This is a genomic window from Bacillus sp. FSL K6-3312 (assembly GCF_038007485.1).
GTDB lineage: Bacteria > Bacillota > Bacilli > Bacillales > Bacillaceae > Bacillus > Bacillus pumilus.
Map to the genome: position 1 here is coordinate 1,062,000 of NZ_JBBOXI010000001.1, position 22,191 is coordinate 1,084,190.

Below are 22,191 nucleotides of genomic sequence, written 5' to 3' on the forward strand. Positions count from 1 at the left end.
CAATGAATCCTTTCTCTTGATAGAGGAAGGATTTTTGATTTGAAATTAGACATCTTGAACCCGAAGCGATATATTTTAAGGAGAGATGCTATAAAAGGCATACATGGAAGGAATTGCTTTCACACAAAGGAGGAAATGCCGAATGACTACTGAAGTAAACGAAACCGTTCAGCTGATTCAAAAGCTCGTATCGATCCCAAGTCCGTCAGGGAATACAGAAAAGGTGATCGGCTTTGTTGAACGCTTTTTACAAGATGTAAATATTGAGACAAAACGAAATCGTAAGGGCGGCTTAATTGCCACTATTAAAGGAACTGATGACGAGGAACACCGCATGCTGACAGCACATGTCGATACGCTCGGTGCGATGGTAAAGGAAATTAAACCAAATGGACGGCTTCGTCTTGCACTCATTGGAGGCTTTCAATATAACTCAATTGAAGGCGAATATTGTGAAATTGAAACAGCAACAGGTCATACATACACAGGTACTATTCTTATGCATCAAACGTCCGTTCATGTCTATGCGGATGCTGGAAAAGCAAAACGAAACCAAGAAAATATGGAGATTCGTCTCGATGAAAAGGTGAAAAATGCAGACGATGTCAAAGCACTTGGGATTCAAGTAGGGGACTTTATCTCATTTGATCCTAGAGTGGAAGTGACGTCATCAGGCTTTATTAAATCAAGACACCTTGATGACAAGGCAAGTGTAGCGCTTTTGCTGCGACTCATCCACCGTATTCAAAAGGAAAATATCACACTGCCGCATACGACGCACTTCTTAATTTCTAATAATGAAGAGATTGGTTACGGTGGAAACTCCAATATTCCAGAAGAAACGGTGGAATATCTCGCTGTTGATATGGGAGCGATCGGCGATGGTCAATCAACAGATGAATATAGCGTGTCTATTTGTGTGAAGGACTCAAGCGGTCCTTATCATTATGGATTACGCAAGCATTTAGCCGCATTAGCAGAAGAGAATAATATTGATTATCGTCTAGATATTTACCCTTATTACGGCTCTGATGCATCAGCAGCGATTCGAGCAGGGCATGATATCATTCATGGACTGATTGGTCCGGGAATAGATTCCTCGCATGCTTTTGAACGAACACATGAAGATTCCCTTGTCCATACAGCGAATCTTCTTTATCACTACGTGCAATCATCCTTAATCACAGCATAAAAAAAAGAACCCCATTTACCGGGGTTCTTTCAGCGTGTAGACAAACCCTCGCATTCTTTGTCAAGTCTGCGCTCCGGTGCTCACGAATGTCCAATTCGCTCCGCTCCGGTACTCGCCCTTCCTAGACTGCAAAGGTTTTCTATCACGCTGAAAAAAAGAAGACAAAGTGCTAAAATAAAGATCATTTTAGCACTTTGTCAACAATCTAAAAGAACCCCATTTATCGGGGTTCTTTTTCATTAGCTTGAGAGCTGTGTCGGTTCAGGTACATCTTGTCCAGTCATCACGCGATGTCCTTTTTCAGGGTCATATTGCCCTTCCCATTTAGACATCACAACAGCTGCAAGTGCATTTCCTGTTAAGTTAACAACTGTTCGCGCCATATCCATGATACGATCCACACCTGCAATAAATGCAAGACCTTCAGCAGGTACACCAATCGTTCCTAATGTAGCGAGTAATACAACAAAGGATGTACCAGGAACGGCAGCCATTCCTTTTGATGTCACCATCAGCACAAGAACAAGTGTGAGCTGCTGGACGATCGTGAGGTCAATGCCATATACCTGTGCAAGGAAAAGCGCAGCAATCGCTTGGTACAAGACGGAGCCGTCCAGGTTAAACGTATAACCGATTGGGATAACGAAAGAAACAATTCCCTTCGGACATCCAATGCGCTCCATTTTATCCATGACTCTTGGTAAAACTGTTTCAGAGCTGGATGTACTAAAAGCAAGAAGCATTTCATCTTTCATGTAAGCAAGAAATCTGAAAATATTGACGCCAATCATCTTTCCAATAATTCCGAATACAACGATAAGGAAGAGAGCGAGCGCAAAATAAACAAGACCTACAAGCTTACCTAATGAAATAAGAGATTCAAGACCAAATTTTGATACAGTCACACCAATGAGTGCGAAGACACCAAATGGTGCAGCTTTCATCACAACATTGACGACATGGAACATGGCGTGTGATACACCTTCAAAGAAGGCGAGCACTGGTTTGCCGCGTTCACCAATGGCAGAAACGCCAAGAGCAAATAGCACAGTGAAGAAAATAATCGCAAGCAAATCACCTTCCGCCAATGATTGGAAGAAGTTCGTTGGAACGATATGAAGGAACGTATCAGCAATTGATTTGCTGCTTTGCTCTTTTTCCGTTTCAACATACTGGCTAATATCTTGTTTTTCCGTATTTCCAAAGTCAACGCCTGCACCAGGTTGAACAAAGTTAGCAAGCACAAGACCAAGGATAATCGCAAATGTTGTGATAATTTCAAAATAAAGAATGGTTCTAAAACCAAGTTTCCCTACCTTTTTACCATCACCGGCACCTGCAACTCCTAAAATTAAGCTAGATACGACAATTGGTATAACAATCATCTTAATGAGTCTTAAGAAGAAGTCTCCAATTGGTTTTAAATAAGTCTCAACGCCTGGGTTACCGAAAAAGATTGCCCCAACAACGACACCGAGAATAAGACCGATTAGGATTTGTGTAGCTAATCCAAATTTTAATTTTTTCATAGATTTCCTCCCTAGCATATTCATTAAAGGAATATTCCCATCGTATTAAGTTTTAATATATGAAATAAAGTATAACTAAAATTAAAGAGGTTCGTCCACGATTAAATTATATTAAGAAAATACAAAATTATTTGAAAAAATGAACATTTAGAACCTCCTTTATTGATTCAAGTCAATAAAAAGTGTCTTCAGAACTAAAACTCATCAGATGAAAATACTAAAAAACCCTTTTAGGACAAGGGTTTTACCTTTTTACCTATTTTTCAGAAAAAATAAAAAGCACTTTTGACTCCAACTGACGACGGAGGAAAAAAGTGCTTTTTAATTCATTTTTTTACCTTATTTAAGATAACTTACTTGTGAGCATTCCTCACATTCATTACCGTAACACTCGTGTTGTTCCATTAAATCATTTCCACATTTTGTGCATTTTTTTGAGGGCAAATTTCTAAAAAACTCTGTGATTTTTCCTAGCATTTGTCATCCTCCAATACGTTTTGTTGCTATTATTGTATTATAACAGATTAATAATTGTCAATCTGTTTTGTAACAATAGGCAAGAAGAATGCTTTTTTCATGAAAAATGGGTATATTGTAAGAAGGGGATTTTTAGAAAAGGAGGGAAAAATGACGATGAGATTAACTGTCATTGGATGCTACGGAGGGTTTCCGGCCGCTGGTGAAGCGACGTCAGGGTATCTTTTTGAATCAGATGGCTTTCGTCTACTTGTAGACTGCGGAAGTGGTGTTCTTTCCAAACTGCAGCAATACATAGATATAGAAGAACTTGATGCTGTTCTCCTTTCTCATTATCACCACGATCATATTGCAGATATCGGACCACTCCAATATGCGAAGCTAGTGGGATATCATTTAGGAAAAAGCAGCGGTCCGCTTCCGGTCTATGGACATACAGGTAATCAAGAAGCTTTTGGGCGGCTTGCGGATGATGTACATACTAAGGCAAAGGCTTATCAGCCAGAAGAGAGTATTCAAATTGGTCCATTTCAAATTGATTTTTTGAAAACGGTTCATCCAGCAGAATGCTATGCGATGAGAATTCAGGCAGAGGATGCTGTGGTGGTGTATACAGCAGACTCAAGTTATCAGGAGGCATTTGTCCCATTTAGCAAGGATGCAGATCTACTGATTGCTGAAAGCAATTTTTACGCTGGACAGGACGGATCGAGTGCAGGACATATGAATAGTACAGAGGTGGGCAAGCTTGCAATGGAAACAAATGTTGGGGAACTGATCATCACCCACCTGCCCCATTTTGGTCGTCATAAAGACCTAGTCAATGAAGCACAGGCGTTATATACTGGCAATATACAGCTTGCCCATTCAGGGCTTAGATGGAACAAGGAAGGAAGATAGAGATGCTGTTTATCGATAACGAACAACATTATGATCCAATGATTAATTTGGCAATTGAAGAATATTGCTTAAAATATTTAGACCCAGAAGAAACGTACTTGCTGTTCTATATTAACCAGCCGTCGATTATCATTGGAAAGAACCAAAATACAATAGAAGAAATCAACACGAAGTATGTGGAAGACAACGGCATCAAAGTTGTCCGCCGCCTGTCCGGTGGTGGCGCAGTTTATCATGACAAAGGAAACTTAAACTTCAGCTTTATCACAAAAGATGATGGGGACAGCTTCCATAATTTTAAAAAGTTTACGGAGCCAGTCATCCAGGCGCTTGAAAAGCTAGGCGTCAAGGCTGAATTAAGTGGCAGAAATGACATCATGGCAGATGGTCGGAAAATTTCTGGAAATGCCCAGTTCGCTACTAGAGGGCGCATTTTCAGCCATGGCACGCTGCTATTTGATTCAGAAATTGAACATGTTGTTTCGGCTTTAAATGTGAAAAAAGAAAAGATTGAATCAAAAGGCATTAAATCCATTAGAAGCAGGGTTGCCAATATTAGTGAATTAATGGATCAAAAGATGACAACAGAAGAATTTAGAAAAATTCTGTTAAGCTACATTTTCGATACGAATGGGGATGTCCCTCAATATCAGTTGACTGAGAAGGATTGGGAAAAGATTCACGAGATTTCTCGGGATCGATATCAAAAATGGGAATGGAACTACGGCCGTTCACCGAAATTTAATTTACAGCATTCTAAGAGATTCTCAGCAGGCTCCATTGATCTTCGATTAGAAGTGAAAAAAGGGATGATCCAGGACTGCAAGATCTTTGGTGATTTCTTTGGTGTAGGGGATATTGCTGATATTGAAAAAAGACTCATTGGGCAGCAATATGATCGCAAAACGATCAGTGACGTATTAGAAGATATGGACATGCGCCACTACTTTGGCAACGTATCAAAAGAGGATTTTCTTGATTTGATTTATTAAGAGGGACAAGCACGGCTAGAGATAGCGGTGCTTTTTTGATTGAAAGAAATGAAAGCGATTTACATTTGATCTTGTGGATTTTTTCGATTGTCTATTATAATAGAAAGGAGGAATGTTTGGCCATAAAATGAATGGCTATTCATTCATTGATGACATGTAAGGGGTGGGAGAATGGATTTGATCAAAAATCTAGAGCAGACGGCGATGACGAAGGGAGAAGATATCGCACTGATCTTTGAAGGAAATCAGTGGACCTATCGAGAGCTCATGACAAGTATCGAGCGCTTTGCAGATGGTTTAGTGAGCGAAGGGTTTCAAGCTGGGGATCATATCGCGCTTATTTTAGGAAATTCACCGCATTTTGTCATTTCTTTTTTTGGTGCCTTAAAGGCAGGGCTTGTCGTAGTACCAATCAATCCAACATACACGCCTAGTGAAATTGGCTATATGCTGATTACAGGTGATGTAAAAGGGATTGTTGCCCCTGAACAGCTACTGCCAGTGTACGAGCAGGTGTACGAACAGCTTCCGTCTATTGAACGGGTGATTATTTGTGCAGAAAATGAATCTGCGTGCAGATCAAGTTTTAAGGAAGTATCTGATCGACTTGTCTTCTTTGAAAAGCTTGTGTCTGGTCATGCGAAAGAAAGCGTACATCCTTCTATTCATCAGGACGATACGGCAGTTATTTTATTTACATCTGGCACGACAGGAAAACCAAAGGGTGCGATGCTGACTCATTTTAATCTGTATTCAAATGCCAGGGACGTTGCTGAGTACCTATCCATTGATGAAAAGGACAAGGTCATTGCCGCATTGCCGATGTTCCACGTATTTTGTTTAACGGTTTGTATGAATGCACCATTGATTCATGGCGCGACCATCTATGTTCTGCCGCATTTCAGCCCATCAGAGCTTTTGCGCATGATGGAAAAAGAGAAGCCAACGTTATTTGTTGGTGTTCCGACTATGTATAACTATTTGTACCGCCAGGAAGGGCATGAGAAAGCAATGTCCTCTGTGAGGATTTGTATATCAGGCGGTGCCTCAATGCCTGTTGCTTTACTTCACGGTTTTGAGAAAAAATTTGGTGTCACGGTGCTGGAGGGTTACGGATTATCAGAGGCTTCCCCAGTAACTGCATTCAATCCTCTTGATGGAAAAAGAAAACCCGGTTCAGTCGGGACCGACATTATGAATGTGAAGAATAAGATTGTGAATGAACTGGGAGAAGAAGTCGGTCCAAATGAAGTCGGAGAGCTCATAGCAAAAGGGCCAAACATTATGAAAGGCTATTATCAAATGCCAGAAGATACTGAAGTTGCACTAAGAGACGGATGGCTGTACACCGGTGATTTAGCGAGAAGAGATGAAGAAGGATACATTTATATTGTCGATCGGAAAAAGGATATGATTCTCGTTGGCGGTTATAATGTGTATCCAAGAGAAGTAGAAGAAGTGCTTTATCAACATGAAGCTGTAGCAGAAGCCGTTGTCATCGGTGTGCCAGATCCGAACACCGGAGAGGCTGTCGTCTGTTACATTTCCCCTAAGAAACATGCTCACATCGATCAAGAAGACATCATCACACATTGTTCACGCTTTTTAGCGAAATATAAGCAGCCCCAAACGATCCATTTCATAGATGATATTCCAAAGAACACAACAGGTAAAATTTTAAGAAGAGCACTAAAGGAAAAGTATCAAGCAGAGGAAAGTAAATAAAAAAAAGGGAGTCTTTTATGAAGAGACTCCCTTAGTGTGTACAGGTTCTATCACGCTGATAAGAAGACAAAGGGATAAAATAAAATTTCAGCCCTTTTGAATGGCTTCTTTTAACTGTTTCTGAAAAGAATTAGACTGTTTTTGATTCAGCTCATAATAAGTCCCATCTACTAAAAAAACGACCTGCGAACGGTTTGTCCAAAGCTGAAAGGTGATGCCGTTTGTTCGGCCGTACATCACCTTGGCAATATAATCTGGCTTCTTTAAATTTTTCTTGAGATGATTGCTTGTTTGTTTACCTTTGTTTAAATCTTCTATTAAATCTTCTGCTGTGTCCTTATCATCTATTTCATAAGAAATGGACTCTTTTTCAGATGAAAGGAGCAATTTTTCTGCTCGATTCTCATCAAAGATTTCGCTCGTCCGGCTGAATACATAAAAGAAGGTAATAAGTAAAAGTCCAAAGATTACAACTCCTGCAAGGATTTTCTTCATTTCGATCCTCCAACTCTCTATTTTATATGTAGCATCTCCGATTTTCGAGTAGCATAATCATTTTTTTCGTGAAAGCTTTTTCAGATAGGGCATGCTATGATGGAGCCACATGAGACAGGTTCTAAACAAAATAATGGATGATTAGAATAGAGAGAGGGATGGAAAGGAGGCTGACCTGTGCGAGTACGTAAATGGGTAGCTCTTGCAACGGTAGCATACATATTGTACGGTCTTTTTATTTATTCTTATTTGTTTCTATTTGGGGATGCATCAGTTCCTGACAGTGTAAAAGGAACAAGTGCAGATCCGCATACCTTTATGACAAGCCATGAGCTTGTCATCAGCGAGAATTTCTCGAGATTACGTAACTTGCTATTTTTCATGACAATTCCATTAGATTGGTATGTCTTTTTTCTTCTGCTCATTTCAGGGTTTTCACGAAAATTAGCAGACTGGAGCCTGGCAGCAGCTCGTTTCACATTTTTAAGTAAACTTGTATATGTGTTTGTGCTGTCGCTTTTGACAATGCTGATTTCACTTCCCATTAAGTGGATTGGTTATCAGCTGTCTTTGCACTACGGAGTATCTGCTCAAAGTACGGCAAGCTGGTTTAAAGATCAAATTCTAGATTTCTGGATTCAATATCCGCTTCTTGCCCTATGTGCCATTGTATTCTTTTGGCTTATTCAAAAAAGAAGAAAGCGTTGGTGGTTGTATGCCTGGTGTTTGACAGTTCCATTCACGCTATTTCTCTTCTTTATACAGCCGGTCGTCATTGATCCGTTATATAACAATTTTTATCCACTAAAGAATCAAGCTCTTGAGAACAAGATCTTAACACTTGCGGACAAAGCTCATATCCCGGCAGATCATGTATATGAGGTCAATATGTCTGAGAAAACGAACACAATGAATGCTTATGTCACAGGGATTGGTGAAAATAAGCGTATTGTGTTATGGGATACGACATTGCAAAAGCTGAAAGATCGCGAAATTTTATTTATCATGGCACATGAAATGGGACATTACGTCATGAAGCATGTCTATATAGGATTAGCAGGATATCTAGTACTGTCACTTGCGGGATTTTTTGCGATCGACCGTCTCTATTTTTATTTCTATCGTAAGAGAGCAGTTCTATTTCGGCTGAGGGATCCGCGCGACATCGCTGCTCTTCCGCTTCTTCTCATGATTGTATCGATGCTGTCATTTGCAGCATCACCTTTTACAAATGCAGTTTCAAGACATCAAGAACGTGCAGCTGATGAGTATGCGGTAAACCTGACAAAAGACGGAGAGGCAGGGGTGACGTCTTTTCAAAAGCTTGCAAAATCAGGGCTGTCTCAGGTGAATCCACCACTTTTAGTGAAGGTCTTCCGCTACGGGCACCCAACTATGATGGAGAGAATCATGGAAATGGAAAAAGCAGCGGAAAAAGAGGAAACGTCGAAAAAGCAATAAATAAAAAAATCCGGCTGTATTAGCCGGATTTTATTTATTGTTTAGTTAGAAGCCGCTTGAACGTTGATTAACCCTTTTCCGTAATAGAAGGAGTTACCAAGCGGTGTTGCCGTGTTTTCTAATCGCTGGCGAACCTGAGAAGTTGATAGATTCGGGTACTTAGAAAGGATAAGCGCTGCTGCTCCTGCTACATGAGGAGACGCCATAGACGTTCCAGTATAAGATGTGTATCCACTGCTTGGTACTGTACTTAAAATAGAAGTACCAGGTGCAGAAACATCTAATTCAGGACCTGCGCTAGAAGACGAATTTCTGACATTGCTGCTGTTTACATTGGCAACGGCAATGGTAGAATCATATTTTGCTGGATAGCCAACTGTACTTGTAGAGCCAGTGGAACCTGAGTTACCTGCAGCCGCCACAACAACGACTCCGCGGTTATTCGCTGTATCAACGGCATTTTTAAGCGCTGTTGAACCGTTCGGTCCGCCTAAGCTCATGTTGATGACATCCATATTATTGGCTACTGCCCATTCAATACCGCTAATGATCCAGCTATATTGTCCGTCGCCATAACGGTCTAATACTTTAACAGCATATAGGGAAGCACTTGGAGCGACCCCAAGAACACCAATTGTGTTATCAAGGGCAGCGATAGTTCCGGCTACGTGAGTTCCATGTGATTGAAAGTCTTGGGTGGCATTTGGTTCTGAAGGGACGAAGCTGGCACCGCCTGCAACATTTAAGTCAGGGTGTGCAGCGTGGATGCCTGTATCAAGGACAGCTACTTTGACATTAGCACCTTTATAACCTTGAGCGTGTACAGCTGGAGCTTTGATTTGAGGGATTCCATAAGGGACGGTTTGTGCATATGCTTCTGCTTTGTGGTCTTCTTCTACGTAAGCAATGCTAGGGTCATGTTCAAGTTTTTTTGCGGCTTGTTCGGACATCTTTACTTGTGCGGCGTTAATGAGACGATATTGCTTTTCTAGTTTTCCACCATTTTGAGTGACGGCTTGTTTCTTAGAGCTGTTTGTGGTGGCAGAGGCTTTAAAGCCAACAATATAGCTCTTTTCACTATCTGACTTTGAGACCGTCTCGGCATTTGCCATGGAGCCTCCAAACCCTGCTGAAAACAAAAGAGGGACAGCCAATAAAACACTTGTCATCACATTTTTCTTTTTCACGCACAATCCACATCCCTTTTTTCTTATTTCAGAATAATCATCCGTAGTCTATAAGAATGATCCGTTTGACTATTCTGTATATTCAGTTTAAGGGAAGTAGGCAAATAAGAGTAGACCTGAATTTTTGTGAAAGTCCTAGCGAAAATTGGGGAATTAAGTCACTTGGAAATGATGGTAAAATATGTTTGTTCTACTATTTCAGCGGTTATCTATTAAAAAGGAAGTGTGCTTTTTTTCTTATGATCCATTTTCGGAGAAATATTCGATACCCGAAAAGCCTTAAAATAGGTAGAAACGTCTAGCATCTATTTCGAATTTCGATATAAAAAAATACTATTTTATCATTGTTTTTGTCATTTAAAAAGAACCTGTTTATATAACAGGTTCTCAGATTTTAGCCCTTTGTCTTCTTTTCAGCGTGATAGAAAACCTTTGCAGTCTAGGAAGGACGAGCACTGGCGCGGATCGAATTTGCAATTCGTGAGCACCAACGCACAGGACTGACAATGAATGCGAGGGTTTGTCTACACGCTTAAAGAACCTGTTTACATAACAGGTCCTTTAAATAGGAGAGGATTGAGTTAAATGGCTGACCACGTTGTAATCAAGCACCTTCCATTTACCATCTTTCCATTCCACATAATTTAAGCAAGCATTGACGAGCCTCGTGTTCTCAAGACCAAGATGTTCATCCGCTAAGGTGGTGAGTAAAGCATGGATGGCAGCGCCGTGTGCCACGACCAGGACTTGTTGATTCGGATAGGCTGCTCTAACTTTCTCAATGCCTTCTACCATTCGATCTTGAATTGTCTCAAGCGGCTCCATATTTGGATACTGTTTATCTGGAAAAAGCTTTTGGCGTTCCTCAAATGACATGCCTTCAGCATCGCCATAATCACGCTCAATGAAATCATCCATGATGACAAGAGGCGCATCTACATGTTTTAAAATCAAGTGTGCTGTTTCTTTTGCCCTTGTGAGTGGACTGGAAATGACAACATCCCAACGGGCATTCTTCAAATAAAGGCCCGTTTGTTCAGCCTGCCATTTACCAGTATCATTTAAAGGGATATCTGTTCGTCCTTGGATTCGTTTCGCTGCATTCCAATCTGTTTCCCCGTGTCTGACTAGGCAAATTGTTGTCAATCAAATCCCGCCTTTTCTATCTTTTCTTCTATTATACTAAAGCAGAAGAAAAAAGACTGGATCAGCGATTTGTGAGACTTGTTAAGGATTCGACTGAGCTGGCAACTTGGGACACCGTTTGTTTGACTTCCTTCAATTCGTTCAGGAAGGTTTGAAGGTCTATTTCAATTTTTCCATTTTGATTTTTGCTTAAGTTCATGCTGCTGACGATATCATCGAAGAGCGAATTGATTTGAGTCATTTTTTCTTTACTATCTGTCACGAGTAAATTCACGTCCCCAATGTGCTGAGACACAATGGAGATTTGTGAATTGGTATTGTTGACGAGTTCAGATACGGTTGAAACCGTTTTCTTTGTGTCCTCTGATAATTTACGAACCTCGTTTGCGACGACAGCAAAGCCTTTTCCGTGTTCGCCTGCTCGTGCAGATTCGATGGAAGCATTTAAAGATAACAAGTTCGTCTGCTCTGCAATGCCTGTGACAATCCCAAAGATTTGTTCAATCTGTTTGGCGATTTCTTCTAAACGTTTAATTTCTGTTTCAATCTTTGTCATGCTTCCATCAATTTGGTTCATTTGTGTTTGTTGAATCTCTAATTCTTTTTTTCCGCCAATCGATTTTTCCTCGACCTGTGCTGAAATTTGCGTTCCAGCTTGCGACATGTCCGCCATCTCATCAGATTTTGATACAAGCTTGTCCACTGCATTTGTTGTGTTTGAGAAGAGAGATGCAAGCGAATTTGATGTTTCTGTGATTTTTGTATGGAGCTCCTGCTGCTGCTGTTCTGCTTCATCACGAATTTTAGAATATTCATTTTGGAATGTATCAAGGACAAGCTGCTGCTCTAAATTTAAGATTTTCGTCGTCGCTTTGACTGCTGTCTGATATTCTTTGAAATCTTGGATATGCTGAGCAAATAAATCCATAATTGATAGCAGAAGGTCCTGGAATGCCGCCATATACCACTTAGGCTGGAGGCCAATCCGTAAATGAACTTGCGCAATTTTAATTCGTTTTGCCACATAGGCTTCATCAACCACACCTGCAAACATTTCACTAATATGAATGCGGAGTGTTTTTTTCAAACGCTCGACAGAACTATTATCTTGAATGATATGCATCAAGGAAGACTCGACTTCTAAATTTTTATAAAATTTATCAACGATACGTGCAATATCCTCCTGAACAATTGGATTGAGCTGTTTTAGAATCAATAGGTCATGCTGCGTCAGGTCTATCATTTTGATTTGTTTCGCGATATCCGTATTGTCAGAAAAGTTGATACGTTTTATCCCATCATCCTGCTGTGTGAAAAAAGCAGTGTTTTTTCTTTTCGTCTCTTTTTTAAATAACAATGTTTTGTCCCCCTATAATCATCACAAATTATCAGACTTTATATTATCTATCGGATAATATTGGATTTTTTAAAGGGAATCAGTAAAATTTTACTGTTCTTTATAAGACCTTTTTAGTGGTTTCTTTGCTGGGCCTTCTACTACCTCTCCAGTAATAGAGAAACGTGAACCGTGACACGGGCAATCCCAAGTGCGGTCACTATTATTCCAAGCGACTTCACAGCCTAGGTGAGTACACGTTGTATCGACAAGAAAGATGTTCCCGTCCTCTGATTTAAAGGCGCCACATTTTTTATGTTCATAAGAGACAATGCCGCCTTCTCCTGGCTTTAAATCATCAATGGTTTGATCGGTTCGTTTTAATTTACCACTGATCAGCTTGGCAGCGACATTGCTGTTTTCTTTAACGAAATCTTTGACGAAAGAATCAGAAACAGGTCTTGATGGCGTAAAAATGGATTCGTATGGATTCGATTTTCCTTCAATCAAATCACCGATAAGAGTAGCTGCCGCGTGGCTTGTCGTCATGCCCCATTTTCTAAAACCGGTCGCAACAAAGATATTTTGATGGTGCTTGGTTAGGCGGCCAATGTAAGGGATTTGATCCATTGTGACCATATCGTGTGTCGACCAGCGATACAGCACCTCTTCAATTCCAAGGGTAGCGTCTCCAAACCTTTCTAGTCCTTCATAGTGAGCAGATTCATCCCCGCCTTGTCCAGTTTTATGACCTTCTCCTCCGATGAGAACCACTTCCTCACCATGCCATTCTGCCGTTCTTAAAGAATGAGCAGGCTGGTCGATCCCTAAGTACATTCCATCTGGGAGCGGCTTCGTTGTTTTGGCTGCTACCACATAAGATTGCTCTGGGTGAATGCGCGTGAAATAAAGTCCTTTTCCATCATAAAAAGGAAAGTGCGAACAGGAAATGATATAGCGGCCTGTCAGGTGATGGTCGTCTTTTGTGACGACAGCAGGGCGGTTTCCTTCTTTCACGTCAACAGCAGTTGTCTGTTCATAAATACGTACACCTCGCTCTAGGAGCTGGTCAATGAGTGCATTGAGATAATGAAGGGGATGGAACTGTGCCTGCTACGTCATTGCTAGGGCAGCCTTGATGTCAGCATCAAAAGGAAGCGCTGTTTTCCATTCTCGATCAATCCCAAGCTGTTTGTAGGCATCTAATTCCTTTTTTAATTTTTTTTACACCGCTTTCTTCCTTTGTATAGAGGTACGCATCTTTGACTTCTAGCTGACAATCAATGTCGTACTTTTTGACGCGAGCTTGAATCAGCTCTTTTGCTTTCTCATTTGCTTCTACATACAAACGGGCTTTGGGCATACCAATTTGCTGAACCAGCTCATGGTAGTACACATCGTGCTGTGAGGTAATCTTAGCTGTCGTATGTCCGGTCGTACCTTGGAGCAGTTGATCAGCATCAATGATGATGACATCCAGCCCACGTTCAGTCATTTCAAACGCGGTAGCGATACCGGTAATACCACCGCCAACAATGATGACATCTGCTGTGAGATCCTCATCTACTGCAGGAAAAGAATGCTTTTGACTATCCGTTATCCATAACGATTTTGCCTGTTCCAATCCTTTATGTTCTTGTTCCATACTGTCGCCTCCAGTTAGTGACTTATTGTGTATAATTTTTCCACAATGAAGAAAATCATACATTTGAAAGGAAACTAGTTCGACGTACATAAAAAAATAGCTAACACATAAAAATAAACAAGATAAAAGGAAGGAGTGGTCAGACGTGTCAACAAAGCAGCCGAAGAAAACATTGCCGCCTCAGCATCAAAGTGAGCGTCCAGGTCTTGAATATAAAATGAATCCAAGGCCTGTTTTTGATCGAGAGATGCCGGATAAAAAGTTAGCAGGGAAAACAGCTATTGTGACAGGTGGAGACAGCGGGATCGGAAGAGCAGTCTCGGTCTTATTTGCGAAGGAAGGCGCCAATGTCGCCATTGTTTACTTGAGTGAACACCGCGATGCAGAGGAAACGAAGGACTATATTGAAAAGGCGGGAGGCCGCGCCATTTTAATTGCAGGTGATTTAGGAGATGAGTCGTTTTCAAACGAGGTCGTCAAAAAAACGAAGGATGCTTTCGGTTCCATTGATATTTTGGTGAACAATGCCGGGGAACAGCATCCGCAAAAAAGCATTGAGCAGATTACCTCACATCAGCTTCTTCGAACATTTCAAACGAATATTTTTGCCATGTTTTACTTAACAAAAGCGGTACTTCCTCATTTAAAGAAAGGAAGCAGTATCATTAATACCGCATCTGTCACAGCCTATAAAGGTCATGAAACCTTGATCGACTATTCATCTACAAAAGGGGCAGTCGTGACATTTACGAGATCATTATCTTTATCGCTCATTAAGCAAGGAATTAGAGTGAATGGGGTAGCCCCAGGACCCATTTGGACACCGCTCATTCCATCGACCTTTACGGAAAAGGAAGTCTCTGAATTTGGCGGAGATGTTCCAATGGAGCGTCCTGGTGAGCCAGTAGAGCTTGCGCCGAGCTATTTATTTTTAGCGAGCGAAGACTCCTCTTATATAAATGGACAAATCCTGCATGTAAATGGCGGAACCATTTTAAATGGATAAACAAAAAACTTGCGGTAAAGAGACGAGTTGCTGCCCTCTTTGCCGCAAGTAAAATCATCATGATTAATGTAAGCAGTGTTCTGCATATTGAGCTGACAGGTCGTTGAATCGTTTTTCATCGCGCTGATCCAGTGCCTTATCAATCTCTTCTCTAAGGAAGGTTAAGCGCTGTTTATAAAGCGCCTCATCTAAAACCATTTGAATATAGATGTCTAAAATCGTCACGCCGTTTTCTTCGGTTTTTTGGGTGTTGCGGGACTTCATGAGCTCAGCATACGTTTTTTTCTCTTTCATAAAGAATCCCCCCGATGCCTTTTTTATAGTATATGGATTGGCGGAGAAAAAATCAACAAGAATTTATAATTTTTAGACAATTTATTTTTGAGTGAAATCGACACCACTTGTCCGATCGACACGATGTGATATATCTTTAAAAAAGGCTTTTCGATAGATCGAATGGACTAAATAATACGATAAAAAAATGATTTTTAATAAATTTTGAAAAAATCCTGTCGTTTCTTATATGTTGGTGATAGATTAATAGTATCTAAAATAACCAAAAATTAACACAGGAGGAAATGAAGTGTCAGGAATTAGTGAAACACCTTTAGATTCATACGTCATTAATCAAACAACAATGGCGGTCCTTCCGGTTGAAGAAGGAAAAAGAGTATATTCAAAAGTCATAGAAAGAGAGACAAGCTTTTACGTTGAATTAAAACCCCTGCAAATTATTGAACGCAGCTGCAGATTCTTCGGCTCAAGCTATGCAGGCAGAAAAGCGGGAACATATGAAGTAACAGGAATTTCTCACAAGCCTCCGTTAAGGAATAAAAGGCTCGATATATAAGGGATTGGGGGCACAAATGAAAATTTTTGATGCCCTTTTGATGCCAAAACAATTTCAAACGGTTCTCATAAGGTCTCCAAACATCTTTGAAGCCTCTTTTTTCCTATCACTGGTAATGTGTAAATAAACTAATCGTGTTATTTTATCTTCAGTATGTCCTAAACGGGCCATAATTCTATGAAGATCTACACCGGCTTCTGCAAGCAGCGAAGTATGCGTGTGTCTAAGAGAATGCGGTGTTAATTTTTTTTTAATACCTGACTTTTTCAAAACAGTATTGAAACGATGTTCAATCGTTTTGACAAATGGGGGATAACCATAATACTTTGTTCTCTTCATTCTCCCGAAAATAAAGTTACCATCGAACCATTCATCTTTAATCGCAATTTTAACTGCATTTTGATTAGCCTTGTGAGTTTTTAAAATTGAAATTACTTCCGGTTCTATATCAATAACCCTAATGGAACCTTTTGTTTTTGGAGTTAAAATTTCAAATTCTTTAGTATTGTCCTTATCATTAAAATATGTTTTTGTGATACTGATACTGTTGTTTTCAAAATCCACATCACTCCATTTAAGTGCTGCTAATTCACCAACCCTCATGCCTGTCCAAGCCAATAGGAAGAACATTGTGAAATATTCATGGTCGAAATCTCTATTAGCTGTGTCCAGAAAAGTTTTGAGTTCAGTTTTTTCAAAGTATTTATCTTCGATTGATTGGTTTTCTAACTCCTCAACGGTTTTAATGTCTTTAGGTAATTGAGCGAATTCTGTCGGATCATCTAAAATGATTTTTTGTTGTCTAGCCCTCCTGAAAACCATTTTAGCTACAGAGTGTATGTTGCTAATATTTCCTTTTGATAATTCTCCTCCTTCTTTTAATTTCACTAACATTTTTTGATAGTCCTTATCAGTTATTTCTTTAACTCTTTTATGACCAAGGTGTTTATTTAGGTGTTTAATTTCTTTTTTCCTAGTTCGTAAAGTGCTGTTTTTAACTCCAGACAGTTTGTATACTGAGTGCCATTCGTCGCAAAGCTCTTTGAAAGTTATTTTGTTCTTCATATCGAGTTTAACTTTACCAAGAATATACTCCATTTCAGCAGCAGCTTGTTTGGCATCTTTTTCTCTCAAAAAACCACGCTTTGGTATCCGTTGTCTTTTACCTGTTTTGGGGTCAATTCCATTTTCAATGACATACATCCATCGGATGCCTTTTTTTGTTTCATACTTTTGAATACTTGCCATGTTAAAAATCCTCCTCAATTAATTTGTTTTAAGGAATTCTCATATAAAGCAAAAGCAAAGCTTTTTCTTCTAAACATGTCTAAGCGGGTAGCGGCAAAGGAGTAAGTGACATTAAAAGTGTCTCCAATTAGTTTTATTGCTTCAGATTGTAAAGAAGGCAGTTTCAATTTTTGAAGCATAAAGGAGGGCACACAGAAATGGTACATAAAACTATTAGCCTGGTATTCTTGCAATTCTCGAAAGAGATTGTGCATATCAAACTGATTCCCATAGTGCTTAATTACATGACACAGTTCATGACCAAATTCTTCCCATTGTTGTTTTTTGTTTAAACGTTTATCAATGACCATGCTGTACGAGCCATTCACACAAAAAACAATACTAGGCCTTCTTTCAAAATGAAGCCATATTTTTAGTGAAGCTGCCATAAGTTCCATATCAATGGATTCTGGTGTAAGCATGTTTAATTTTGTGTATAATTTTTTCACTTCTTCTTCTAAATGAGACAGTCCTTTCATCTTAAACACCCCTAAAATAAGAATATATGTTCTGTTTTTGTTTGAAAAGAAAAGCCCGTTAAGGGGCTACTTCTTATCTTTTTTTAAAGCTGCATCGTAATCTAAAATTTGGAAGTCTAGTCTTTTTTCTTCACCTATATCTTCAAAAGTTTGATTATCTGTAGGAGGTGAAATGATCATTTTTATATTTTTAATAACTTTGGATTTGTTTTTTAAAATCCACCATGTTTGGCCTTCTTTTGTTACTTTACCTAAGAAATCTCCGCCTACTTCCCCCATTAACATCATATCTGACTCTAGTTGCTCTCCTGAATCAGTAACTAAAACTGATTGATTAGGGTGAAACATGACGTCTTTTTTAGAGGTGTTTTCAGCTTTCATGTCTATAACTACAGCTCTAACCTTGTCTTCATCATTGAAATAGAGCTGTTTAGCATCATCGGTTGGGTCTATGTCAACTATGTGAAGCTGTTCAATTGTCAATTTTGCACTACCTAATTTAATTGGTTTTAGTGGGGCGTCAGTCCCATCAATTCCAATTTCATCGTTATATCCAACCCCTACTACAGTTACTTTTCCTAATCCTTCAACATCTTCAGTAGCGCCATTGTCTTTGGATTTTGCTTCTTTTTCCTGTTTCTTATCTACTTTTTGTGATGAGGAGGTAGTTTCCTTTTTCTCTGCCGCAGAATTTTCAGTATTACAGGCTACTAAACTTAATGAAATTCCAATTGTTAATAACAGTGCAAAAAACTTTTTCAAAACAAATTCCCCTTTTAAAGATATTTTTATAAGAGCGATCTTTTTCTCTTTATACAGATCGATATATAACCATTCAATAATTCAACAAAAAACGAAAATATTAACATTCTAAGGTGTGGTTTCAACTGTAAAAATTACAGTAGAGTCTACAATCACTTCTTTTTAGACTGAAGGTTCTGCTGTAATTTTTACAGTTGAATGGTCATTCAATTGTAGATATTACTGTAATTTTTACAGTAACTCAGGTGTTCAACTGAAGACTTTACTGTAATTTTTACAGTATTAATTAAACTAAATAATAATAATAAATAAAAAGATTTTAAAAAATAACACAATCAAATAATTAAAGCAAGAGTTTTTTAGAAAAATAAACAAAAAAGCCAAATTGATTAAAAACATCATATTCGCCCTTTTAAAGAGTTTTTATATGGAGTGGGTATATTTGGGCTAATTGCTTATTAAAACCTCTTAGAGAAACTGGAAATGTTGTTTAAAAGGGTTTATTTGGTTAACTGTGGCTTTTATTTTCTCCCCATCTTTTTTTCCTTCTCTTTGATGTAATTGATAAAGTCTATTGTTTGTTTTCTAGCTTCCTCTGAAAAATCAGATGCAGCATTGAAAGCAATTTGAAGGTCAGGATCAGACTCTATTTTATTATTATCAATGATTTTGTAACCAGGGTTATCACTTCTGCCAACTAGATAATCAGTTGATACATCAAATATATCTGCAAATTTAAGCAATTCACTATCAGTAACAGGTCTTTTACCTGACTCTATTCTACTTAAGACACTATAGTTAATATTGACTCTAGATTCTAATTCACGTAATGACCAATCGTTTTTTTCGCGGAGTTCTTTAATTCTTTCACCTAATTTATTTTTCATAAAATCACCAAGATTCCTTTTATGATTTTTCCATATTAGCAACACAATAATAGCATGTTTCTAATATGGAAAAAAATATTTTGCTAAAAACGCAACAAAAAGAGTTGACTTTGCTGATTCAACAAAATATACTTGTAATTAAGTTGCTGATTCAACAACAAAATGAAGAGGTGAGATATTTGGAATTTAACCTTGTTTTGATTAGAAATAGAAGAATCGAGTTAAATCTTTCTCAACAAGAATTAGCGAGTGCTTTAGGTTTTAAAGACGCGTCAACTTATTTAAAATACGAAAGAGGAGAGTACGCATTTAAAGCAAAGCAACTCCCTGTGTTAGCTAAGATTCTTCAATGTAAAGTGACAGATTTTTTTGCTCAAAACGTTGCTTAAATAGCAACGAAAAACAAACACAGCGTAATTCAATTTGAAAGGAGCAAGAACATGAACAATAACAAAATTGAACAACTCACCAATTTTTTAGATGGCATCACTCAATCAGAGTGGAACCGAGTTAAACAGAACGTAGACATTTTGTTTAGTTCTAAAGCCGCCAAAGTGGAGTTTGACGACTCAGAACTATTACAAGCTAACTTAGAACAGGAGTTTAGGAATATTTAACTTGTATGAATACTGGGTGAATACGATAATCAGCATTTTTATAGTTTATATGAATGTGATCTTGCTGATATAAGGTGTTTTCTTCTGATTTTTTATTAGGACTATAAATATGGGCACTTTCTTCCCACCAAATATTTGGAGGAGTTTTATATTTCCCCATCTTACAATCAGCATCATCAGTCAGATTAACCCATTCGCCACAGAGGCAAGCATAGATTTGAGTAGCCAATTATATCACCACCTTTCATGAAGATTTTACCACATGAAAGATTAATAGTTACAAAAGATAGGAGGTTTTACAATGCCACAGACAGTTATCACTTTTGACGAGTTGACAGCAACAGTGTTTCAGGATCAAATGCAAAAGCTTTTCCAAGAAGCTTATGAAAAAGGCGTTGAAGACGGAATGAATAAAAACTCGTACCCGCCTTTACTGACAAACCAGCATTTACAAGAAATCTTCTCAGCTTCAAGAAGCCCTGTATGGAAAATCACATCAAGGCCTGACTTTCCAAAATTCAATGAAATTAGTGGTCGTTATCCAAGAGACCTAGTGTTTCGATGGATTGAACAAAATTCCTCATTCATTCAGGAGGTAACAGCGTGAACAACCCACAGTTATTCAAAAATGAAATGTTTGAAGTATCAGCAACAATCGAGAATGACCTAATCATTTTTGATGCTGAACAAGTTGCTAAATCTTTAGGCTTTGTCCAAGAAAAAAATAACAAACAATACATTCGATGGGAACGAGTGAATGAATACCTTCCGAAAAATTCCCCAGAAGTGGGGAAAGGTGATTTCATTCCTGAACCATTTGTGTACAAGCTGGCGTTTAAAGCATCTAACGAAGTTGCAGAACAATTTCAAGACTGGCTGGCAATTGAAGTCATCCCATCAATTAGAAAGAATGGTCACTTTGGTGTTCCTAAACCTTTAACCGAAAGAGAGCAGAGAATTGAGTCTCTTAAACTCTTGTTGGAGACATCACAACGACAAGACGAGTTGTCTAAGAAATTAAGCACTCATGAAAAGAAAATCCTTGAATTGGACACCAAAGTGGATGAGCAGATCACACTTGATCATGGTGAACAAAGACGGATTCAAAAAGCCGTTGCTTCTAGGGTTTACAGTTTTACAGAAGATGAATCAGAACGTAAGCGGCTATTTAGCGAAATTCATCGGGAAATTAAAGATCGTTTCGCCGTATCCAGCTATAAGGATTTAAAAAGAAAAGATATGCAAGTAGCTGTGAATTACATTGTTAACTGGGTTCCACGCAGGGTTTCCTAGATCCTGCTGTATCCCTTCATTAATATTTTAACAACAAAAACTGAATAGAAAAGGATGGGAACAAATGCAGAACAGCCCGTATAATCAGCGGAATTTACCTGAAATTCTTAGAAAAGTAAGGAAGGAAGCCGGATATTCACAGTATCAGCTAGGCAAATTAATTGGAGGGCGTGATCAGCGTAATGTATCAGACATTGAAAATGGTTATGTCAGACCTACACCTGAATTGTGCATCAACTGGTTCAAAGCATGTGGAGCCTATGAACATATTGATCTTGTACACTACATTTTCAAAATGCATCCACTTGCCGCAGCTCCAATTGATCCCGCCCTGAATGATTGTGCTCATAAGGCTTTGATCAATCTAGTGCATGAAATGGAAGATGCCAAGCAAGCCACTAAAGAGCTTGCAGAATGGTTGAACAACACTAGACCGGGCAAACATGGCGAGCTTCCTATGCAGGCTATCAAGCAAATATACGACCTGACACAAGCAAACAAAACGCTCATGTATTCAATGGCGCGTGAGTTTGACTTAAAGATAACGGACTTAACAGAAAAATGGTCGAAAAAAGCCATTGTCGCAGAGGTGGCAATGCACAAAAGGCAGGATAGAGAGGCGGTTCTAGCATGATTGAAAAACAATTCATTAGTGAAGATGTATCGAGAGCTAAGACGAAAATTGATTGTGTGAAAGAGCTTTTATATCTTGCTCATCAAGAATTGAAAGACGGAAATTATGAAGAAGTTGCAAGTTTAGCTGGAAGCATTAGAAATATCAGTGAGGATCTTTTACGGATGAATAACAAGGGCCGATTAATCAAAACTGCTGAGGAAATACAGAAAAAACATGGTGTGAAGCTTGCAGTTGTCAAACGTACTGAAAGGACTGAAATCATTGAATATTGAGCATCCGATGATCACA

Annotated in this window: 24 protein-coding genes and 3 pseudogenes; 13 read left to right on the top strand and 14 right to left on the bottom strand. The window is 38.9% G+C overall.

The window, feature by feature from the left end; translation table 11 throughout:
- Window positions 1-142 precede the first annotated feature (142 nt).
- Window positions 143-1,192: a M42 family metallopeptidase gene (locus MHI11_RS05155; protein ID WP_340960560.1), complete on the top strand. Its 1,050-nt coding sequence runs from the start codon at window positions 143-145 to the stop codon at window positions 1,190-1,192.
- A gap of 239 nt (window positions 1,193-1,431) precedes the next feature.
- Here the strand turns inward: MHI11_RS05155 and MHI11_RS05160 are convergent, their stop codons facing one another.
- Together MHI11_RS05160 and yhfH are read right to left on the bottom strand one after the other, a co-directional pair.
- Window positions 1,432-2,721, bottom strand: a complete 1,290-nt coding sequence (locus MHI11_RS05160; RefSeq protein ID WP_044140699.1) for a cation:dicarboxylate symporter family transporter — start codon at window positions 2,719-2,721, stop codon at window positions 1,432-1,434.
- A 339-nt stretch (window positions 2,722-3,060) separates the two neighbouring features.
- Window positions 3,061-3,198 (bottom strand): protein YhfH, encoded by a 138-nt coding sequence (gene yhfH, locus MHI11_RS05165; RefSeq protein WP_008359029.1) that lies wholly within the window; start codon window positions 3,196-3,198, stop codon window positions 3,061-3,063.
- A 156-nt stretch (window positions 3,199-3,354) separates the two neighbouring features.
- Between yhfH and MHI11_RS05170 the strand changes: the two genes are divergently transcribed.
- The 3 genes from MHI11_RS05170 (at window position 3,355) to MHI11_RS05180 (ending at window position 6,815) form a co-directional block, all read left to right on the top strand.
- Window positions 3,355-4,098, top strand: a complete 744-nt coding sequence (locus tag MHI11_RS05170; protein ID WP_340960561.1) for an MBL fold metallo-hydrolase — start codon at window positions 3,355-3,357, stop codon at window positions 4,096-4,098.
- Window positions 4,099-4,100: 2 nt separating this feature from the next.
- A complete protein-coding gene (locus tag MHI11_RS05175; protein WP_044140700.1) occupies window positions 4,101-5,090 on the top strand; it encodes a lipoate--protein ligase in 990 nt (329 codons plus the stop codon).
- A 171-nt stretch (window positions 5,091-5,261) separates the two neighbouring features.
- Window positions 5,262-6,815, top strand: coding sequence for a fatty acid--CoA ligase family protein (locus tag MHI11_RS05180; RefSeq protein ID WP_044140701.1), 1,554 nt, complete (start codon window positions 5,262-5,264; stop codon window positions 6,813-6,815).
- A gap of 87 nt (window positions 6,816-6,902) precedes the next feature.
- Here MHI11_RS05180 and MHI11_RS05185 read toward each other — a convergent pair whose 3' ends face one another.
- Window positions 6,903-7,310 carry a hypothetical protein gene (locus MHI11_RS05185; RefSeq protein WP_044140702.1) on the bottom strand — a complete coding sequence of 136 codons (408 nt, stop codon included), beginning with the start codon at window positions 7,308-7,310 and terminating at the stop codon, window positions 6,903-6,905.
- Between the two features lie 177 nt (window positions 7,311-7,487).
- Here MHI11_RS05185 and MHI11_RS05190 point away from each other — a divergent pair, with 177 nt between their 5' ends.
- On the top strand, window positions 7,488-8,771 hold the full coding sequence (locus tag MHI11_RS05190) for a M48 family metallopeptidase (RefSeq protein ID WP_044140703.1): 1,284 nt from the start codon (window positions 7,488-7,490) through the stop codon (window positions 8,769-8,771).
- A 41-nt stretch (window positions 8,772-8,812) separates the two neighbouring features.
- Here MHI11_RS05190 and MHI11_RS05195 read toward each other — a convergent pair whose 3' ends face one another.
- The 5 genes and pseudogenes from MHI11_RS05195 to MHI11_RS05210 all read right to left on the bottom strand — a co-directional run bounded on the left by MHI11_RS05195 (window position 8,813) and on the right by MHI11_RS05210 (window position 14,085).
- Window positions 8,813-9,958, bottom strand: a complete 1,146-nt coding sequence (locus tag MHI11_RS05195) for a serine alkaline protease SapB (RefSeq protein WP_044140726.1) — start codon at window positions 9,956-9,958, stop codon at window positions 8,813-8,815.
- A 561-nt stretch (window positions 9,959-10,519) separates the two neighbouring features.
- Window positions 10,520-11,104, bottom strand: coding sequence for a histidine phosphatase family protein (locus tag MHI11_RS05200; protein ID WP_044140704.1), 585 nt, complete (start codon window positions 11,102-11,104; stop codon window positions 10,520-10,522).
- 61 nt (window positions 11,105-11,165) lie between these two features.
- Window positions 11,166-11,777: a methyl-accepting chemotaxis protein gene (locus tag MHI11_RS20885; protein ID WP_404841025.1), complete on the bottom strand. Its 612-nt coding sequence runs from the start codon at window positions 11,775-11,777 to the stop codon at window positions 11,166-11,168.
- Window positions 11,778-11,921: 144 nt separating this feature from the next.
- A pseudogene (locus tag MHI11_RS20890) lies at window positions 11,922-12,461 on the bottom strand (protoglobin family protein); the annotation flags it as partial.
- Between the two features lie 90 nt (window positions 12,462-12,551).
- Window positions 12,552-14,085, bottom strand: a pseudogene (locus MHI11_RS05210) (FAD-dependent oxidoreductase).
- Window positions 14,086-14,230: 145 nt separating this feature from the next.
- Between MHI11_RS05210 and MHI11_RS05215 the strand changes: the two are divergent.
- Window positions 14,231-15,091, top strand: coding sequence for an SDR family oxidoreductase (locus tag MHI11_RS05215; protein ID WP_044140706.1), 861 nt, complete (start codon window positions 14,231-14,233; stop codon window positions 15,089-15,091).
- Between the two features lie 63 nt (window positions 15,092-15,154).
- Here MHI11_RS05215 and MHI11_RS05220 read toward each other — a convergent pair whose 3' ends face one another.
- Complete coding sequence (locus tag MHI11_RS05220; protein ID WP_003210924.1) at window positions 15,155-15,385, bottom strand: IDEAL domain-containing protein; 231 nt, start codon at window positions 15,383-15,385, stop codon at window positions 15,155-15,157.
- A gap of 289 nt (window positions 15,386-15,674) precedes the next feature.
- On the opposite strand from MHI11_RS05220, the pseudogene MHI11_RS05225 reads away from it, so the two are divergent.
- Window positions 15,675-15,917, top strand: a pseudogene (locus MHI11_RS05225) (competence protein ComK); the annotation flags it as partial.
- A 78-nt stretch (window positions 15,918-15,995) separates the two neighbouring features.
- Here the strand turns inward: MHI11_RS05225 and MHI11_RS05230 are convergent.
- The 4 genes from MHI11_RS05230 to MHI11_RS05245 all read right to left on the bottom strand — a co-directional run bounded on the left by MHI11_RS05230 (window position 15,996) and on the right by MHI11_RS05245 (window position 19,356).
- Window positions 15,996-17,189 carry a site-specific integrase gene (locus MHI11_RS05230; protein ID WP_106036621.1) on the bottom strand — a complete coding sequence of 398 codons (1,194 nt, stop codon included), beginning with the start codon at window positions 17,187-17,189 and terminating at the stop codon, window positions 15,996-15,998.
- 14 nt (window positions 17,190-17,203) lie between these two features.
- On the bottom strand, window positions 17,204-17,707 hold the full coding sequence (locus MHI11_RS05235; protein WP_340960563.1) for an ImmA/IrrE family metallo-endopeptidase: 504 nt from the start codon (window positions 17,705-17,707) through the stop codon (window positions 17,204-17,206).
- A 66-nt stretch (window positions 17,708-17,773) separates the two neighbouring features.
- Complete coding sequence (locus MHI11_RS05240; protein WP_340960564.1) at window positions 17,774-18,469, bottom strand: hypothetical protein; 696 nt, start codon at window positions 18,467-18,469, stop codon at window positions 17,774-17,776.
- Between the two features lie 521 nt (window positions 18,470-18,990).
- Window positions 18,991-19,356 (bottom strand): helix-turn-helix domain-containing protein, encoded by a 366-nt coding sequence (locus MHI11_RS05245; RefSeq protein ID WP_340960566.1) that lies wholly within the window; start codon window positions 19,354-19,356, stop codon window positions 18,991-18,993.
- A 179-nt stretch (window positions 19,357-19,535) separates the two neighbouring features.
- Here MHI11_RS05245 and MHI11_RS05250 point away from each other — a divergent pair, with 179 nt between their 5' ends.
- Together MHI11_RS05250 and MHI11_RS05255 are read left to right on the top strand one after the other, a co-directional pair.
- Entirely contained in the window at window positions 19,536-19,745 is a 210-nt protein-coding gene (locus MHI11_RS05250; protein WP_335351299.1) for a helix-turn-helix domain-containing protein, read from the top strand.
- A 51-nt stretch (window positions 19,746-19,796) separates the two neighbouring features.
- Window positions 19,797-19,973 carry a hypothetical protein gene (locus MHI11_RS05255; RefSeq protein WP_307499202.1) on the top strand — a complete coding sequence of 59 codons (177 nt, stop codon included), beginning with the start codon at window positions 19,797-19,799 and terminating at the stop codon, window positions 19,971-19,973.
- On the opposite strand, the gene MHI11_RS05260 is transcribed toward MHI11_RS05255, so the two are convergent.
- The gene (locus MHI11_RS05260; protein ID WP_307499203.1) at window positions 19,960-20,202 is read right to left on the bottom strand and encodes a hypothetical protein; all 243 of its coding nucleotides are present in this window, start codon (window positions 20,200-20,202) and stop codon (window positions 19,960-19,962) included. The two genes, MHI11_RS05255 and MHI11_RS05260, sit on opposite strands and share 14 nt — an antisense overlap.
- Before the next feature lie 72 nt (window positions 20,203-20,274).
- Between MHI11_RS05260 and MHI11_RS05265 the strand changes: the two genes are divergently transcribed.
- The 4 genes from MHI11_RS05265 to MHI11_RS05280 all read left to right on the top strand — a co-directional run bounded on the left by MHI11_RS05265 (window position 20,275) and on the right by MHI11_RS05280 (window position 22,175).
- Window positions 20,275-20,580 (top strand): hypothetical protein, encoded by a 306-nt coding sequence (locus MHI11_RS05265; protein ID WP_226804890.1) that lies wholly within the window; start codon window positions 20,275-20,277, stop codon window positions 20,578-20,580.
- Window positions 20,577-21,266 (top strand): ORF6C domain-containing protein, encoded by a 690-nt coding sequence (locus MHI11_RS05270; protein WP_340960567.1) that lies wholly within the window; start codon window positions 20,577-20,579, stop codon window positions 21,264-21,266. Before MHI11_RS05265 ends, MHI11_RS05270 begins: the two co-directional genes overlap by 4 nt.
- Before the next feature lie 64 nt (window positions 21,267-21,330).
- On the top strand, window positions 21,331-21,900 hold the full coding sequence (locus MHI11_RS05275) for a helix-turn-helix domain-containing protein (RefSeq protein WP_025207057.1): 570 nt from the start codon (window positions 21,331-21,333) through the stop codon (window positions 21,898-21,900).
- Complete coding sequence (locus MHI11_RS05280) at window positions 21,897-22,175, top strand: YqaH family protein (protein ID WP_340960568.1); 279 nt, start codon at window positions 21,897-21,899, stop codon at window positions 22,173-22,175. The genes MHI11_RS05275 and MHI11_RS05280 overlap by 4 nt, the downstream gene beginning before the upstream one ends.
- The last annotated feature ends 16 nt before the right edge of the window (window positions 22,176-22,191 follow it).

Bases quoted from the DNA above. Each gene is read 5' to 3' on its own strand.
- MHI11_RS05155 (WP_340960560.1), top strand. From the start codon at position 143: ATGACTACTGAAGTAAACGAAACCGTTCAGCTGATTCAAAAGCTCGTA.
- MHI11_RS05160 (WP_044140699.1), bottom strand. From the start codon at position 2,721: ATGAAAAAATTAAAATTTGGATTAGCTACACAAATCCTAATCGGTCTT.
- yhfH (WP_008359029.1), bottom strand. From the start codon at position 3,198: ATGCTAGGAAAAATCACAGAGTTTTTTAGAAATTTGCCCTCAAAAAAA.
- MHI11_RS05170 (WP_340960561.1), top strand. From the start codon at position 3,355: ATGAGATTAACTGTCATTGGATGCTACGGAGGGTTTCCGGCCGCTGGT.
- MHI11_RS05175 (WP_044140700.1), top strand. From the start codon at position 4,101: ATGCTGTTTATCGATAACGAACAACATTATGATCCAATGATTAATTTG.
- MHI11_RS05180 (WP_044140701.1), top strand. From the start codon at position 5,262: ATGGATTTGATCAAAAATCTAGAGCAGACGGCGATGACGAAGGGAGAA.
- MHI11_RS05185 (WP_044140702.1), bottom strand. From the start codon at position 7,310: ATGAAGAAAATCCTTGCAGGAGTTGTAATCTTTGGACTTTTACTTATT.
- MHI11_RS20885 (WP_404841025.1), bottom strand. From the start codon at position 11,777: ATGGCGGACATGTCGCAAGCTGGAACGCAAATTTCAGCACAGGTCGAG.
- MHI11_RS05220 (WP_003210924.1), bottom strand. From the start codon at position 15,385: ATGAAAGAGAAAAAAACGTATGCTGAGCTCATGAAGTCCCGCAACACC.
- MHI11_RS05230 (WP_106036621.1), bottom strand. From the start codon at position 17,189: ATGGCAAGTATTCAAAAGTATGAAACAAAAAAAGGCATCCGATGGATG.
- MHI11_RS05235 (WP_340960563.1), bottom strand. From the start codon at position 17,707: ATGAAAGGACTGTCTCATTTAGAAGAAGAAGTGAAAAAATTATACACA.
- MHI11_RS05245 (WP_340960566.1), bottom strand. From the start codon at position 19,356: ATGAAAAATAAATTAGGTGAAAGAATTAAAGAACTCCGCGAAAAAAAC.
- MHI11_RS05255 (WP_307499202.1), top strand. From the start codon at position 19,797: ATGAACAATAACAAAATTGAACAACTCACCAATTTTTTAGATGGCATC.
- MHI11_RS05265 (WP_226804890.1), top strand. From the start codon at position 20,275: ATGCCACAGACAGTTATCACTTTTGACGAGTTGACAGCAACAGTGTTT.
- MHI11_RS05275 (WP_025207057.1), top strand. From the start codon at position 21,331: ATGCAGAACAGCCCGTATAATCAGCGGAATTTACCTGAAATTCTTAGA.
- MHI11_RS05280 (WP_340960568.1), top strand. From the start codon at position 21,897: ATGATTGAAAAACAATTCATTAGTGAAGATGTATCGAGAGCTAAGACG.